Raw genomic sequence first — 15,779 nt, 5'->3', positions numbered from 1 at the left:
CTACAGGTAGCGCTGTCCGTAGGAGCGAGGCTTGCCCGCGATGAGGCCAGATCAGGCAACACTATCCACGGTTGTTCCCCGGAGAACCGCAATGACTGACACAGCAATGTCCCCCGCCGAATTCGAGCAGGCCCTGCGGGCCAAGGGCGCCTACTACCACATCCACCATCCGTACCATGTGGCGATGTACCAAGGCCGGGCGACCCGCGAGCAGATCCAGGGCTGGGTCGCCAACCGCTTCTACTACCAGGTGAACATCCCGCTCAAGGACGCGGCGATCCTCGCCAACTGCCCGGACCGGGAAATTCGTCGCGAGTGGATTCAGCGCCTGTTGGACCACGACGGCGCCCCCGGCGAAGACGGTGGCATCGAGGCCTGGTTGCGCCTGGGGCAAGCGGTCGGTCTCGATCCGGACCAACTGCGCTCGCAAGAACTGGTGCTGCCGGGCGTGCGTTTCGCCGTCGACGCCTACGTCAACTTCGCCCGCCGCGCCAGCTGGCAGGAAGCCGCCAGCAGCTCGCTGACCGAGCTGTTCGCACCGCAGATCCATCAGTCGCGTCTCGACAGCTGGCCCCAGCATTACCCGTGGATCGACCCGGCCGGCTATGAATACTTCCGCACGCGCCTGGGCCAGGCGCGGCGCGATGTCGAACACGGCCTGGCGATCACCCTGCAGCACTACACCACCCGCGCCGGCCAGGAGCGCATGCTGGAAATTCTCCAGTTCAAACTGGACATCCTTTGGAGCATGCTCGACGCCATGAGCATGGCCTATGAACTCAATCGCCCGCCGTACCACAGCGTCACCGCACAACGGGTCTGGCATAAAGGAATCACCCTATGAGCTTCGATCGCAGCAAGACCCCGACCTGGCGCCCCGGCTACCGCTTCCAGTACGAACCGGCGCAGAAGGGCCATGTACTGCTCTACCCTGAAGGCATGATCAAGCTCAACGAGAGCGCCGCGCTGATCGGCGGGTTGATCGACGGCGAACGGGATGTCGCGGCGATCATCCAGGCACTGGAAGTCCAGTTCCCCGACGTGCCCGAACTCGGTGACGACATCGAGCAATTCATGGAGGTCGCCCGTGCACAGCACTGGATCGAACTTGGCTGATTCGCCAGCGCCGATACCGCCCAAGCCGGAAGTCGGCCTGCCGCTGTGGCTGCTGGCCGAACTGACGTACCGCTGCCCGCTGCAATGCCCGTATTGCTCCAACCCGCTGGATTTCGCCGAGCAGGGCAAGGAGCTGAGCACCGAGCAGTGGCTCAAGGTGTTTCGCGAAGCCCGGGAAATGGGCGCCGCGCAGTTGGGCTTTTCCGGTGGCGAGCCACTGGTGCGCCAGGACCTCGCCGAACTGATCGGCGAGGCGCGCAAGCTGGGGTTCTATACCAACCTGATCACCTCCGGCATTGGCCTGACCGAGCAGAAGATCAGCGACTTCAAGAAGGCCGGGCTCGACCATATCCAGATCAGTTTCCAGGCCAGCGACGAGCAGGTGAACAACCTGCTGGCCGGCTCGAAAAAAGCCTTCGCCCAGAAGCTGGAAATGGCCCGGGCGGTGAAAGCCCACGGCTACCCGATGGTGCTGAACTTCGTCACCCACCGGCACAACATCGACCGGATCGACCGCATCATCGAGCTGTGCATCGCCCTGGAAGCCGACTTCGTCGAGCTCGCCACCTGCCAGTTCTACGGCTGGGCCCAGCTCAACCGCGTCGGCCTGTTGCCGACCAAGGAACAACTGGTACGCGCCGAACGCATCACCAACGAATACCGCGCCAGGCTGGAAGCCGAAGGGCATCCGTGCAAACTGATTTTCGTCACCCCGGATTATTACGAGGAACGCCCGAAAGCCTGCATGAACGGCTGGGGCAGCATCTTCCTCACGGTCACCCCGGACGGCACCGCCCTGCCCTGCCACGGCGCCCGGCAGATGCCCGTGCAGTTCCCCAATGTGCGCGACCACAGCATGCAACACATCTGGTACGACTCCTTTGGCTTCAACCGCTTCCGCGGCTATGACTGGATGCCCGAACCGTGCCGCTCCTGCGATGAAAAGGAAAAGGACTTCGGCGGCTGCCGCTGCCAGGCCTTCATGCTCACGGGCGACGCCAGCAATGCCGACCCGGTGTGCAGCAAGTCGCCCCATCACGGCGTGATCCTCAAGGCCCGCGAAGAAGCCGAGCACGCCACCCAGACCATCGAGCAACTGGCCTTCCGTAATGAACGAAACTCGCGCCTCATCGCCAAAGGCTGAATCCTTCAGCGCCGCCCAAGCCGTCACCGCCGGCATCGATTTCGCCGAACTGCGGCTCGGCGCCAACGGCCTGTTCTGGAACGAATACCGTCCCGAAGATGCCGCCTGCCGGATCTGGCACTGGCGCGACAACCAGGCCCGCTGCCTGACGCCGCAAGGTTTCAGCGTGCGCAGCCGGGTCTACGAATATGGCGGCGGCGCCTTTTGCCTGAGCGATGACGGGCTGGTGTTCGTCAACGAAGCGGATCAGCAGCTCTACCGACAGTCGCTGCAAGGCGAAACGCCGATAGCCCTGACCTCCGGCGAGTGCCGTTATGGCGACCTGCAGTTCGCCGCCGGCCAGGTGCTGGCAGTGGAAGAACACAACAACCGGCATCGCCTGGTGGCCATCGACTCCGATAACGGCAAACGCCAACTGCTGGCCGAAGGGGCGGATTTCTATGCCGCTCCCACCTTGAGCCCGGACGGTCAGCGCCTGGCCTGGATCGAATGGGACCGACCGCATCAGCCCTGGACCTCGACCCGCCTGATGGTCGCCGCGCGCCTGGCCAATGGCCGTTGGGATGACCCACAGTGCCTGGCTGGCGACGGTGCAGAGGAGTCGCTGCAACAACCACGCTTCGATGAAGCCGGCCGCCTGTATTGCCTGACCGACCGCGCCGGGTTCTGGCAACCCTGGGGTGAAACGCCCAACGGCCTGCAAGCGCTGTCTTGCGCCGCTGCCGATCACGCCCCGGCCCCCTGGCAATTGGGCGGCTGCACCTGGCTGCCGCTGGGTGGCGACAGCTGGCTGGGCACCTGGACGCAAGGCGGCTTCGGTCGCCTGGGGTTGCGCCTGGCCGAGGGTTCACTGCAGGACTTCAGCGGTGACTACAGTCGCTTCCGCAACCTGGCGCTGGATGAGCGGTTTATCTATTGCGTCGCGGCTTCACCTGTCAGCCCGTCTGCGGTGGTTGCCATCGATCGTCAGTCGCAGCGGGTCACCGTCCTGGCAGGCGGTGTGGCGCCGCTGCCGCCCGAGCAGATCAGCCGTCCGCAAACCCTGCGCTATCCCAGCGGCCAGGGCGAGGCCCACGGCTTTTTCTACCCGGCCATGAGCGATGACGACCGGCCGCCGCTGGTGGTGTTCATCCACGGCGGCCCGACCTCGGCCTGTTACCCGATACTCGACCCGCGCATCCAGTACTGGGCGCAACGGGGCTTCGCCGTGGCCGACCTGAACTACCGCGGCAGCAGCGGTTATGGCCGCGAGTACCGGCAAGCCCTGCACCTGAGCTGGGGCGAGGTGGATGTGCAGGACGCTAGTGCGGTGGTCGCCTATCTGGCCCGACAAGGCCTGATCGATGGTGACCGGGCGTTCATCCGCGGTGGCAGTGCCGGCGGCTACACCACCCTTTGCGCGCTGGCCTTTGCCGATGTGTTCCGTGCCGGCGCCAGCCTGTATGGCGTCAGCGACCCGGTCGCCCTGGGGCGAGCCACCCACAAGTTCGAAGGCGACTACCTGGACTGGCTGATCGGCGACCCCGAACAGGATGCCGAACGCTACAAGGCCCGCACCCCGCTGTTGCATGCCGGCAATATCCGCGTACCGGTGGTTTTCTTCCAGGGCGAACTCGACGCCGTGGTGGTGCCCCAACAGACCCGGGACATGCTCAAGGCCTTGCAGGACAACGGCATTGCGGCCGAAGCGCACTATTACCCGGATGAACGCCATGGCTTTCGCAAGGCCGCCAATCAGGCCCACGCCCTGGAACAGGAATGGCTGTTTTATCGACGGGTAATGGAGTTGACGGGCACACCGCAGTAGTCGGCGCCCAAGGGGACAAGCCTGCTCCTGTGCAGGAGCAGGCGCCAGGCTCAGCGCTTGGCGATGATGTACACCGCATGCACGATGCCCGGGATGTAGCCGCACAGGGTCAGCAGGATATTCAGCCAGAACGCACCGCCGAACCCCACTTGCAGAAACACTCCCAATGGCGGCAACAGAATGGCGATGATGATGCGGATAAAGTCCATGGGGCAGCTCCTGATAGAAATCGACTCGTACGAGCCTCACAGCTAATCGACCCATGGCGTTTGGCAGGGTTCAGTCGATTCTGGCCAAGGGCCAGTTTTATCCTCAGGCAGCCGGTGTTTCAGTACCGGCTCACGCCAGTATCTCAAGGCCATGTTTCTGCACGATGCTCAGCAGCTTGAGCGCCATCCCGCTCGGGTGTTTCTCGCCGGACTCCCACTGTTTCACCGTGGACGCGCTGGTGTTCAGGTAACGGGCAAAGACCGGCTGGCTGACATTGCTACGCTCGCGCAGCAGCTTGATCTGCTCCGCGGGAATGCTCGCCGGCACTGGCGCGATACAGGCCTCATCGAACTGGCGCATGGTGGTTTTGCCAATGGCGCCGATGGCGTGCAGGACACTGGCCGACTCGTGTATCGACTCAAGGGCTTCAGTCTTGAATGGCTTGCTCATGTCTGATCTCCACAAACGCTTTCATCTCGAGTAGCTGCTGGATCTGCCAGCCATCCAGCCCTTCGTAAGCCTTGGCCAGCGCACGGAACGCCTGCAGCTCCTGGTGGCTGATATTGCTCTGGTCCTGCTTGGCGAACAGGAACTGGAACACCCAGTAGCGTCGGCCCCTGGCCAGGACGATCGAACGATGGAGGTTGGCGTTCAGGCGTTTTTTCCAGACCCCACCACCGAGGTCATCAGCCTGGCCACGGCATAACTCGCTGAATGCGGCCAACAGCTCATTGTCATGAATCAAGGCCTTTTTCGCCGCGACAGCAAAACCTTTGGTTTTGAACAACCGGATGGTCATGGCTTCCTTTCCCAAAAACATACCACTCAGTGGTATATAGGTTCAACCCAAGCTGCCCGGTGGTCTTTCATCCCATGCAGCCCCCACCGTCCTGGCGGATGAGCCTAAGGAACCCTCTCTGGATGATGGCCTTCAAGACTTGCTAGTGGTTTTGCAAAAGCCCGAGACAAAAAAACGCCCCGTGCGAAAAATCGGACACGGGGCGATGCGTTATACCGCGAGACGGTTCAGGAATTCTGTCAGGGCAAGATCGGGTATGGCGGGCCCAGGGCTGGCTTTAAACCACCAGCCCCTTGCGGCATTGCAACTGCGCTGTGCGTACTCGCGAAAAGGCCCGCGCCAGACGCAGCAGCATTTCGTCGATATTCGCCTTGCTCACCGTCAGCGCCGGGGTAAACCGCAGGCAGTCCGGCTGTGTCGTGGCCAGCAACAGACCTTCGTAGCGGGCCGCCTTGACCACGGCCTCGGCCGAGTCGTCGGCCAGGCTCAGCCCCCAGAACAAGCCCTGCCCGCGCAATTCTCCCTGGGCATAACGGTTAGCCAGGCGGGCCAGCCCTTCGCGCAAATACTGGCCGTTGTCCCGCACATGCTCGAGAAAGCTGTTGTCCAGCACGCTATCGAGCACCGCCATGCCCGCCGCGGTCATCAGGGCATTGCCGTGATGGGTGCCATTCAGCTCTCCCACCTCGAAGCAGCAGGCCTTGCCACGCGCCAGCAAGGCCGCCAAGGGCACGCCGCCGCCAAGGCCTTTGCCCAGGGCAACGATGTCGGCGCGCACGCCATAGACCTGTTCAGCCAGCAAGGTGCCGCAGCGGCCGATGCCGGTCTGCACTTCATCCAGGATCAGCAGGATGCCCAGCTCGCGACACAGCCGCTCGACACCCTTGAGGTAATGCTCGGTCGCCGGAATCACCCCGGCCTCGCCCTGGATCGGCTCGAGCATGATCGCCACGGTCTGCGCGTCCACCGCAGCATGCAACGCCGGCAGGTCGTTGAAGGGGACATGACTGAAACCCGCCAGCTGTGGCTCGAAGCGGTTGGCGATGTTGCTGCTGGCCGACGCCGACATTGCCGCGAAGCTACGACCATGACAGCTGCCGCTGGCGGTGATGATCTTAGAGGCGCCACCGCGATGCAGCTGGCCCCATTTGCGGGCCAGCTTGATCGCCGCCTCGCAGGCTTCGCTGCCACTGCTTAACAGATAGGCCTGGTCGCTACCGGTACTGCGGCACAAGCGTTCGCTGAGGTTGAGCATGCCACGGTTGTAAAAGCCCGAGCCGGGGTTGATCAGCGACTGGGCCTGAGCCGTCAACGCCTTGACCAGCACCGAGGGGCTATGGCCAAGGCTGTTGGCGGCGTTGCCCTGGACGAAGTCGAGATAGGCGCGATCATCGCTGTCCCACAGCCATGAGCCCTGGCCACGGACAAATACTGGATGGGGTCGCTGGACACTGGGCATCAGGCACTCACTGGAAAGGTTGTCGCTCATCGGCGACAGGTAGGGCTCGGCCGTCAGGTCATCGAGGCTTGGCTGAGGGCGACGCAGGCTGAACAAGTTCATGCGCTCAACCCTTCCAGCGGCAGGCCCAGCAGGCGCGAAGACCAATCCTCGACCAGGCCGGTGCGCATGCGCTTGATCGCGATGTCGCGCCAACGCGACGCCAGTGCCGGACAGTCCACCAGCTTCTTCAAGCCCGCATGCTCCAGAGGTTCTCGATAAAAACAGCGCAGGGCCCAGGCCACGGTCAGCCCCGGATAACTGCGCTGGATCAGCTCAAAAGGCTGATCGGCACTGACGAAGCCGGGTTTGAGCACCCGGTAGAACCAGCCGCAGCGACCATTGTTTTGCGCCAATTGTGGCAGCTCGGGGATGCCCCAGCGGTGGCTCAGGCGATAACAGGGCGAGCGTGGCTGGCTGACCTGCAGCAGCGCACCGCCCCAGCGAAACATATCGCCCAGGCAGACCTGCTCTTCGCTCAGGCCGTGGGTGGACAGGTTTTCGCCAAAGGCCGGGGCGCACCAGTCGATCTGTGGATAACGCTTGCGCCAGTAGCGGTAGTGCTCGGCAGGATAATGGTGCAGCGCCCGCTCCGGGCCGGTATGAAACCGCGGGTCGCCGTGTTCGTCGCTGCCCAGGCCCTGCGGCCATAACCAGAGTCGGTTTGCAACCGGACGTTTGTCCGTATCACTGATCAAACCCTGTCCGAGGTTTTTTGCCTTGCCTATGTAAACACCATCCACGTAAACGGTATTCATCGCGCCTTCTGGCCCTGTAAGCCCTGTGAATAGGGGTTAGACTAGGCTTCTGTGGCCTATCGGGCCATTTCGATTTTCCAGCTTTTTCGATAAGCAGAACTTATGGATTTTAAACAACTGCGTTATTTCGTCGCGGTGTATGAAGAAGGTCACGTGGGACGCGCCGCCGAGCGCCTGTCGATCTCCCAACCCGCGCTCTCGCAACAGATCCGTCAGCTGGAACAGAACCTCGACGTCAGCCTGTTCGAACGCAGCAGCAAGCGCCTGTTACCGACCCTGGCGGCCCATACCCTGTACAACCATGCCCTACCCTTGCTCGACGGCATGCAGCGAGCTCGCGAAGCCCTGGGCAACTTCAAGGGCCAAGCCCTGCGCACATTGGCAATCGGCGTACTGCAAACCGTGCACAGCAGCCTGGTGCCACAGATGCTCGAACGAGTGCGCAAGGCCCAGCCGCATCTGGTGGTGCAGATCTATGAACTGACCGGCCTGGAAATCGAACGGCGCCTGCTCAATGGCTCATTGGATATCGGTATCAGTTACCTGCCCCCGCGCCAACCGGGACTACACGGTGTGCAACTCTACGAAGATGAGTTGACCCTGGTGATTCCCGCCGAACATCCCCTGCGCGAATTCAAGAAAGTCTCCATGAGCCAGGCCGCGGAGCTGCCCATGCTGTTGCTGGGCGAGGAGTTCCAGATACGCCAGATCTGGCAGGCGCAACTGGCCAATCTCGGACGCCGGCCACAGGTACAGGCGGAACTGAACAATATGGCGGGGATTCTCGACAGCCTGCCCAACACCCGCCTGGCCACGGTCCTGCCGGGGCGCTCGCGTCAGACCCACAGTCATACGGACCTGCTATGGAAACCGCTGAGCGAACCGAGGGTGCCGTTGAAAGTGGGGCTGGTATGTCGTGATGTGCAGCGTCAGCAGGCAACCCTGGCGTTGCTGCGAACCTTGCTGGAAGAAGAAATGAGCGGCCCGGCGACGCTGGAAGGGCTTGGTTGAACAAGCGCAGATAAAAAACGCGGGCAAAAGAAAACCCCGCCGAAGCGGGGCTTTGCAGACTGTTTCCCTGACATCCTTTTCACTCCACCATCCTGGCGGAATCCTACGTGTCCGTGTTATTGCTTTGCGCTTCCTGCGCGACGTCCATGTGAAGTAGATTAGCTCTGGATCCAATCTGCCGATATGGGTGATTAGCAGCACGTCATGTAAGAGAAAGCTTACATGACGCGCACATACTCAGAACTGCGCCGCATCCAGCAGGAACAGTGATTCGCTACCCGCCTTCACCGATGCGCTCAGCGAGTGAATACGCGGCAGCAGCCGGGCGAAGTAGAAGCGCGCGGTACCCAGCTTGCTGGCGTAGAAATCGTCTTGCGACTCCTTGCCCAGGGCCGCTTTGGCCATCAATGCCCACATATAGGCGTACGCCGTGTATCCGAATGCTTGCAGGTATTCGACCGAGGCCGCGCCGATTTCGTTCGGATTGCTCTTGGCCCTATCCAGCAGCCAGGCAGTCAGCTCGTCCAGGTTATCCAACGCATCGTTCAATGGCTTGGTGAACTCGGCCAGATCGGCGCTGGCGGTTGCGGTGAAATGGCGAATCTCGTCCGCGAACAGCTTGTAGAACGCCCCGCCGCTACCGACGATCTTGCGCCCGACCAGGTCCAGCGCCTGGATGCCGTTGGTGCCTTCATAGATCTGGGTAATGCGCACATCTCGCACCAGCTGTTCCTGGCCCCATTCGCGGATGTAGCCGTGGCCGCCGAAAATCTGCTGGCCGTGAACCGTGGTTTCCAACCCCAGATCGGTGAGGAAAGCCTTGGCCACCGGCGTCAGCAGGGCCACCAGATCTTCCGCGCGCTTACGCACCACAGCGTCTTCGCTGAACTTGGCGGTATCCAGTTGCATCGCCACATAGGTGGAGAACGCGCGGCCGCCTTCGTTCGCGGCTTTCATGGTCAGCAGCATGCGCCGCACGTCGGGGTGCACGATGATCGGGTCGGCGACCTTGTCCTTGGCTTGTGGGCCGGTCGGCGAGCGGCTTTGCAGGCGATCGCGGGCGTACTCCACGGCGTTCTGGTAGGAACGCTCGCCCGAGGCCAGGCCCTGGATACCGACACCCAGACGCTCGTAGTTCATCATGGTGAACATCGCCGCCAGGCCTTTGTTCGGCTCGCCGACGATGTAGCCGACGGCTTCGTCGAAGTTCATCACACAGGTGGCCGAGGCCTGGATGCCCATCTTGTGTTCGATCGACCCGCAGTTCGCCGGGTTGCGCGCACCTAGGCTGCCGTCGGCGTTGACCAGGAACTTCGGCACTAGGAACAGCGAAATGCCTTTCGGCCCCGCTGGCGCATCCGGCAGCTTGGCCAGCACCAGGTGAATGATGTTCTCGGTCAGGTCGTGCTCACCGCCGGTGATGAAGATCTTGGTGCCGCTGACCTTGTAGGAGCCGTCGGCCTGCGGTTCGGCCTTGGTGCGGATGATGCCCAGGTCGGTGCCGGCATGGGGCTCGGTGAGGCACATGGAGCCGGCCCAAACGCCCGCATACATGTTCGGCAGATAGGCCGCCTTCAATTCTTCGCTGGCGTGGGCGTTGATCGACAGGCAGGCCCCCGCGGTCAGCATCGGGTACAGGCCGAACGACAGGCTGGCTGAGTTGACCATTTCCTCGACCTGGGCCGATACCGCCTTGGGCATGCCCATGCCGCCGTAGGTCGGATCGCCGCCGACGCCAACCCAGCCGCCTTCGGCATAAGTCTGGTAGGCCTGTGGAAAACCTGCGGGCGTGGTGACCGCGCCGTCGCTCCAGTGGCAGCCCTCTTCATCCGCGCCGCGACTCAGCGGGGCGATGCTTTTGCCGGTGACTTTGCCGGCTTCCTCAAGAATCGCTTCGACGGTTTCAGCGTCGACGGTGTCGGCCAGAGCAGGCAGTTCGGCCCAGAGTTTGGCGACCTCGAAAACTTCATTGAGGACGAAGCGCATATCGCGCAGGGGCGCTTTGTAGTCAGCCATGGCAAACCTCGCAAGATCTAAACAAGTGGGCCCGAACGGCCCCATTTACGAAAGCTCGAGTGTACCCGAACAACTTTTGCGACACATAGGGTCAACTAGTGACTTTTATGTAATTTTTAGTCACAACAAATCGCAGGCAAACCCATCTCCGCAAAAGCCTGCAGGAGTGGGTTTGCCCGCGATGGACGATTACATGGAAACCTAGAACGCAAACAGCTCCGCCGGCAGCTTCATCAGGCAATCACTGCCCGCCTCGATCGCTGCCTGATGGGACGCCGTGCGCGGCAGCAGGCGCTTGAAGTAGAACTCGCAGGTCGCCAGCTTGGCCTGGCAATAATCGGCATCCTCTTCACCAGCATCGAGCCGGGCCTGGGCCACCAGCGCCATGCGCAGCCACAGATAGGCGAGGATGATGTAACCGCTGTACATCAAGTAATCCAGCGCCGCGGCCCCGACCTCATCGGGGTTCTTCATCGCCGCCATCCCGACCTTGGTGGTCAGCGCGCCCCACTGCTGGTTGAGCCCATTGAGCTGCGCCACATGCCCCTTGAGCTGTGGATGCTCGGCATTGGCCGCACAGAACTTATGGACGATCTTGGTGAAGCCCATCAGCAGCTTGCCCTGGCTGCCGAGCACCTTGCGCCCCAGCAGATCCAGGGCCTGGATACCGTTGGTGCCTTCATAGATCGGGGCGATGCGACAATCGCGCACCAGTTGCTCCATGCCCCATTCGCGGATGAAGCCATGCCCGCCAAACACCTGCATGCCGTGGTTGGTCACTTCCAGCCCGGTTTCGGTCATGAAGGCCTTGCAGATCGGCGTCAGGAAGGCTAACAGGTTCTCGGCATCCTGGCGCTGGGTCTCATCGGCGGCCAGGTGCGCCACGTCCAGCAACTGCGCGGTGAAATAGGCCAGGGCACGATTGCCTTCGTTGAAGGCTTTCATGGTCAGCAGCATGCGCCGCACATCGGGGTGGACGATGATCGGGTCGGCGGCCTTGTCCGGCGCCTTCGGCCCGGTCAGGGAGCGCATCTGCAGACGGTCGTTGGCGTATTTGATTGCGCCCTGGAAGCTCGCCTCGCCCAGGCACAGCCCCTGCATCCCGGTACCGAGGCGCGCGTGGTTCATCATGGTGAACATGCAGTTCAGGCCCTTGTTGGCCTCACCGATCAGGAACCCCTTGGCGCCATCGAAGTTCAGCACGCAGGTGGCCGAGGCCTTGATGCCCATCTTGTGCTCGATGGAGCCGCAGCTCACAGCATTGCGCTCGCCCGCCTCGCCGTCGGCGTTGGGCAGGAACTTGGGCACGATGAACAGCGAAATACCCTTGGTGCCCGCCGGCGCATCCGGCAGCTTGGCCAGCACCAAGTGGATGATGTTTTCACTCATGTCGTGCTCGCCGGCCGAGATGAAAATCTTGCTGCCGGAGACCGCATAGCTGCCGTCGGCCTGGGGCACGGCGCGGGTCTTGATGATGCCCAGGTCAGTGCCGCAGTGGGCTTCGGTCAGGCACATGGTGCCGGTCCATTGGCCGGCGGTGAGCTTACTCAGGTAGGTCTGCTTTTGTTCTTCACTGCCGTGGGCATGAATCGCCGACATGGCACCTTGAGTCAGGCCCGGGTACATGCCCCAGGAAGTGTTGCTGGAGCCGACCATCTCGCTGATCACCAACCCCAGTGAATGCGGCAGGCCCTGGCCACCGTAGCTCGGGTCCGCTGCCAGGCCGTGCCAGCCGCCTTCCACATACTGGGCGAAAGCCTGCTTGAAGCCTTTGGGCGTGGTGACCACGCCATTGTCGAAATGGCAGCCTTCTTCGTCGCCGGAGCGGTTCAGCGGTGCCAGTACGTTTTCACAGAACTTCGCCCCTTCGTCGAGGATCGCGGCCACCATGTCCGGGCTGGCATCGCTGGCCCCCAGCGCGGCGTAACTGGAGTGAAAGTCGAAGACGTGGTCGATCAAAAAGCGCATGTCGCGCAGGGGAGCTTTGTACTCGGGCATGGTGGTTTCTCCGGCAGCAGATCGATCCAACCTACTGCCGCTCATCCGACCTGCCAATCACAGTCCAGACGCTGAATGCGCCGCTATCACTCAACCCGCAGCGGTGTCCATGCGCACCGCGCCACGGCGGTTCTGACCGAAGGCCATGACGCAGTTACGCCCCGCGCCCTTGGCGCTGTACAACGCCTGGTCGGCGGACTTGAGCACCTCTTCCGGCGAGCGGTGCTCCATCTGCCGCTCGGCGACACCGATACTGACGGTCACCGACACGCTGGACGCTGCGGCCGCGCCCCGGCGCTGACGCCCCTGCTGGTCGTCCTGGGGGCGGTTCTCCTGATTGCGCAACTGGATGTTGTAGTTGGCGATGGTCTCGCGAATGACCTCCAGGTGCGGCATGCATTCCTCGAGGGTCTTGCCGGCGAACACCACCGCAAACTCCTCGCCGCCATAACGGTAGGCGCGACCGCCGCCACTGACTTTCGACAGCTTGCTGGCGACCAGGCGCAGCACCTGGTCGCCCACGTCGTGGCCGTGGGTGTCGTTGAATTTCTTGAAGTGATCGACATCGCTCATCGCCAGCACATAGTTGCGGCCCAGGCGCTGCATGCGCTCGTTCAAGGCGCGGCGGCCCGGCAAGCCGGTCAGTTCGTCGCGGAACGCCATCTGATACGCCTCGTGGGCAACGGCTGCGGCGATCATCAACATCACCTGGCTGCACATGATGTTCAAGGTAAAGGGCAGGATGAAAGTCTTGGGTAGCATCCAGAACAGCCCCAGCAACCCCACCAGTTGCGCCGCATGCAGCGGGCGCGGGTTGCGCCAGTACTGGATCGCCAGCAACAGGAAGGCGGCGAGAAACACCGGGTACGACAACTGGATCAGGCTCATCCAGGCGCCATGCAGGGCCGGCCAACGGATTTCCGCCAGCCAGGTCAGCAGCGCCTGGGGATAACTCTGCTCCAGGCCGAGCGCCACACTGCCAAAGGCAAGCAATACGGCAAAGCGCGCCACCATGTCCTGGAACAGGTGGGTGCGCTCCTGCCAGGCCGCGAACAGACCGAACAGCAGCGGCAGCAGCAGGCAGACCAAGTGGAACACCACGGCCGCATCCTCGCGCACCTTGCCGTTGTCGCGGTAATAGTCGGTCTGGGTATCGAGCAGGAAATAGGCGATGTACACCGTGACCATCAGGAACAGTTCACGCTGGCGTCGATACACCGCGCAGTAGGCGCCGCCGAGCAACAGCACCAGGGTCGGCAGGACGTTGAACAGCGAGGTGAAGAAGACGTTGAGATCCTTGACGTAGGCGGCCGCAAGCCCCGCAAGCAGGAGTAACAATGACGGAAGAAAATGGCTGAAACGTACAGCAGAAGAACGCGGCAAGGTAAAGCTCCGACGCGGCTAAACAGTTGATGGCACTATGCCTTCGCCTGGCATAGTTAAACAGCACAAATGTGACACATGTCACATTGCCACCTCTGTAACGGCAGGGATCGACTTCTTCTTAACGTTTTAGTCGGATTATTTTCAGATTCATTCCGCGCACAAAAAAGCCGCTTCTCCCGAAGGAGAAGCGGCTTCTGAATGAACCTCGGTAAGGCTTAGTAAGCCAGGCCGAAATCTTCTTCTTTCATGTCCATCAGGTTGTTGGCACCCGACAGCATGGCCGCAACATGAGTGCGGGTACGTGGCAGGATGCGCTGGAAGTAGAAGCGCGCAGTCTGCAGCTTGGCGGTGTAGAACGCCTCTTCGGTGGTACCGGCAGCCAGCTTCTCGGCAGCCAGGCGCGCCATGTCGGCCCAGAAGTAAGCCAGGCAGGCATAACCGGAGTACATCAGGTAGTCCACGGACGCGGCACCAACTTCTTCACGGTCTTTCATGGCTGCCATACCGACCTTCATGGTCAGCTCGCCCCATTCCTTGTTCAGCGCAGCCAGCGGTGCGACGAACTCTTTGACCGACTCGTTGCCTTCGTTGCTCTGGCAGAACTTGTGGACGATCTTGGTGAAGCCTTTCAGGGCTTCGCCTTGGGTCATCAGCACTTTACGGCCCAGCAGGTCCAGCGCCTGGATGCCGGTGGTGCCTTCGTACAGCATGGAAATGCGGCTGTCGCGAACGTTCTGCTCCATGCCCCACTCGGCGATGAAGCCGTGGCCACCGTAGATCTGCACACCGTGGTTGGCGGCTTCGAAGCCGACTTCGGTCATGAAGGCTTTGGCGATCGGCGTCATGAAGGCCAGCAGTGCATCGGCTTTCTTCTTCTCTTCTTCATCCACGCCGTATTTGACGATGTCGACCTGCTTGGCGGTGAAGTAGACCATGGCACGGTTGCCTTCGGCGAAAGCCTTCATGGTCAACAGCATGCGACGTACGTCAGGGTGCACGATGATCGGGTCGGCGGCCTTGTCCGGCGCTTTCGGGCCAGTCAGGGAACGCATTTGCAGACGATCGCGAGCGTATTTCAGGCCACCCTGGAAACCGATCTCGGCGTGGGCCAGGCCTTGCAGCGCGGTACCCAGGCGAGCGGTGTTCATGAAGGTGAACATGCAGTTCAGGCCTTTGTTCGCCGGGCCGATCAGGAAACCGGTGGCCGCGTCGAAGTTCATCACGCAGGTGGCGTTGCCGTGGATACCCATCTTGTGTTCCAGGGAACCACAGCTCACGGCGTTGCGCTGGCCGACGGAGCCATCGGCGTTCGGCAGGAACTTCGGCACGATGAACAGCGAAATGCCTTTGGTGCCAGCCGGCGCATCCGGCAGGCGGGCCAGAACGATATGGACGATGTTGTCGGCCATGTCGTGCTCACCGGCCGAGATGAAGATCTTGGTGCCGGTGACTTTGTAGGAACCGTCGGCCTGAGGTTCGGCCTTGGTGCGCAGCATGCCCAGGTCGGTGCCGCAGTGCGGTTCGGTCAGGCACATGGTGCCGGTCCACTCGCCGGATACCAGCTTGGTCAGGTAAGCCTCTTGCTGCTCAGGCGTGCCGTGCTCGGAGATGGTGTTCATCGCGCCATGGGACAGGCCTGGGTACATGCCCCACGACCAGTTGGCTTCGCCGACCATTTCGCTGACAGCCAGGCCCAGGGACTCCGGCAGGCCTTGACCGCCATGCTCGACATCGTGAGCCAGGCTTGGCCAGCCGCCTTCGACGAATTGCTTGTAAGCCTCTTTGAAGCCAGTCGGGGTCTTAACGCCGGATTCGCTCCAGGTGCAGCCTTCCAGGTCACCCACACGGTTCAGAGGGGCCAGTACCTGCTCACAAAACTTCGCGCCTTCCTCGAGGATGGCGTCAACCATGTCTGGAGTAGCGTCCTGGCAAGCCGGCAGGCTCTGATAGTGCGCTTCATAGCCGAGCAGCTCGTCACGAACGAAGCGAATATCACGCAAGGGGGCCTTGTAGTCAGGCATAGCGATAAACCTCTG

At 62.0% G+C, this 15,779-nt stretch carries 14 protein-coding genes; 5 read left to right on the top strand and 9 right to left on the bottom strand.

Going from position 1 to position 15,779, the window contains the following annotated elements; all coding sequences use genetic code 11:
- Positions 1-91: 91 nt before the first annotated feature.
- The 4 genes from pqqC to NRG23_RS22080 are packed head-to-tail and all read left to right on the top strand — an operon-like array spanning position 92 to position 4,067.
- Positions 92-844 carry a pyrroloquinoline-quinone synthase PqqC gene (pqqC, locus tag NRG23_RS22095; protein ID WP_009051180.1) on the top strand — a complete coding sequence of 251 codons (753 nt, stop codon included), beginning with the start codon at positions 92-94 and terminating at the stop codon, positions 842-844.
- Positions 841-1,116, top strand: a complete 276-nt coding sequence (pqqD, locus tag NRG23_RS22090; RefSeq protein ID WP_028684206.1) for a pyrroloquinoline quinone biosynthesis peptide chaperone PqqD — start codon at positions 841-843, stop codon at positions 1,114-1,116. The genes pqqC and pqqD overlap by 4 nt, the downstream gene beginning before the upstream one ends.
- Positions 1,088-2,260, top strand: a complete 1,173-nt coding sequence (gene pqqE / locus NRG23_RS22085) for a pyrroloquinoline quinone biosynthesis protein PqqE (RefSeq protein WP_009051182.1) — start codon at positions 1,088-1,090, stop codon at positions 2,258-2,260. Before pqqD ends, pqqE begins: the two co-directional genes overlap by 29 nt.
- Positions 2,226-4,067: a S9 family peptidase gene (locus NRG23_RS22080; protein ID WP_257372055.1), complete on the top strand. Its 1,842-nt coding sequence runs from the start codon at positions 2,226-2,228 to the stop codon at positions 4,065-4,067. Before pqqE ends, NRG23_RS22080 begins: the two co-directional genes overlap by 35 nt.
- A gap of 50 nt (positions 4,068-4,117) precedes the next feature.
- Here NRG23_RS22080 and NRG23_RS22075 read toward each other — a convergent pair whose 3' ends face one another.
- The 5 genes from NRG23_RS22075 to NRG23_RS22055 form a co-directional block, all read right to left on the bottom strand.
- Positions 4,118-4,276 carry a YqaE/Pmp3 family membrane protein gene (locus NRG23_RS22075; RefSeq protein WP_003228885.1) on the bottom strand — a complete coding sequence of 53 codons (159 nt, stop codon included), beginning with the start codon at positions 4,274-4,276 and terminating at the stop codon, positions 4,118-4,120.
- 130 nt (positions 4,277-4,406) lie between these two features.
- On the bottom strand, positions 4,407-4,727 hold the full coding sequence (locus tag NRG23_RS22070) for a DNA-binding transcriptional regulator (RefSeq protein ID WP_257372054.1): 321 nt from the start codon (positions 4,725-4,727) through the stop codon (positions 4,407-4,409).
- The gene (locus tag NRG23_RS22065; protein ID WP_257372053.1) at positions 4,705-5,076 is read right to left on the bottom strand and encodes a type II toxin-antitoxin system RelE/ParE family toxin; all 372 of its coding nucleotides are present in this window, start codon (positions 5,074-5,076) and stop codon (positions 4,705-4,707) included. Before NRG23_RS22065 ends, NRG23_RS22070 begins: the two co-directional genes overlap by 23 nt.
- A 277-nt stretch (positions 5,077-5,353) precedes the next feature.
- Positions 5,354-6,637, bottom strand: coding sequence for an aspartate aminotransferase family protein (locus NRG23_RS22060; RefSeq protein WP_009051186.1), 1,284 nt, complete (start codon positions 6,635-6,637; stop codon positions 5,354-5,356).
- Positions 6,634-7,332, bottom strand: a complete 699-nt coding sequence (locus tag NRG23_RS22055) for an MOSC domain-containing protein (protein ID WP_101283747.1) — start codon at positions 7,330-7,332, stop codon at positions 6,634-6,636. Before NRG23_RS22055 ends, NRG23_RS22060 begins: the two co-directional genes overlap by 4 nt.
- 102 nt (positions 7,333-7,434) lie before the next feature.
- Here NRG23_RS22055 and NRG23_RS22050 point away from each other — a divergent pair, with 102 nt between their 5' ends.
- A complete protein-coding gene (locus tag NRG23_RS22050) occupies positions 7,435-8,343 on the top strand; it encodes a LysR family transcriptional regulator (protein ID WP_038636329.1) in 909 nt (302 codons plus the stop codon).
- A 237-nt stretch (positions 8,344-8,580) separates the two neighbouring features.
- Here the strand turns inward: NRG23_RS22050 and NRG23_RS22045 are convergent, their stop codons facing one another.
- The 4 genes from NRG23_RS22045 to NRG23_RS22030 form a co-directional block, all read right to left on the bottom strand.
- On the bottom strand, positions 8,581-10,359 hold the full coding sequence (locus NRG23_RS22045; RefSeq protein ID WP_023969156.1) for an acyl-CoA dehydrogenase C-terminal domain-containing protein: 1,779 nt from the start codon (positions 10,357-10,359) through the stop codon (positions 8,581-8,583).
- Between the two features lie 201 nt (positions 10,360-10,560).
- Positions 10,561-12,357: an acyl-CoA dehydrogenase C-terminal domain-containing protein gene (locus NRG23_RS22040; protein ID WP_110175540.1), complete on the bottom strand. Its 1,797-nt coding sequence runs from the start codon at positions 12,355-12,357 to the stop codon at positions 10,561-10,563.
- Between the two features lie 90 nt (positions 12,358-12,447).
- Positions 12,448-13,740, bottom strand: coding sequence for a GGDEF domain-containing protein (locus NRG23_RS22035; RefSeq protein ID WP_009051191.1), 1,293 nt, complete (start codon positions 13,738-13,740; stop codon positions 12,448-12,450).
- A gap of 218 nt (positions 13,741-13,958) precedes the next feature.
- Entirely contained in the window at positions 13,959-15,764 is a 1,806-nt protein-coding gene (locus tag NRG23_RS22030) for a phenylacyl-CoA dehydrogenase (protein ID WP_009051192.1), read from the bottom strand.
- Positions 15,765-15,779: the final 15 nt, after the last annotated feature.

The organism is Pseudomonas sp. T8, from assembly GCF_024610635.1.
Taxonomy (GTDB): Bacteria; Pseudomonadota; Gammaproteobacteria; order Pseudomonadales; family Pseudomonadaceae; genus Aquipseudomonas; species Aquipseudomonas chlororaphis_I.
This window is presented reverse-complemented; position numbering and strand designations above follow the sequence as displayed.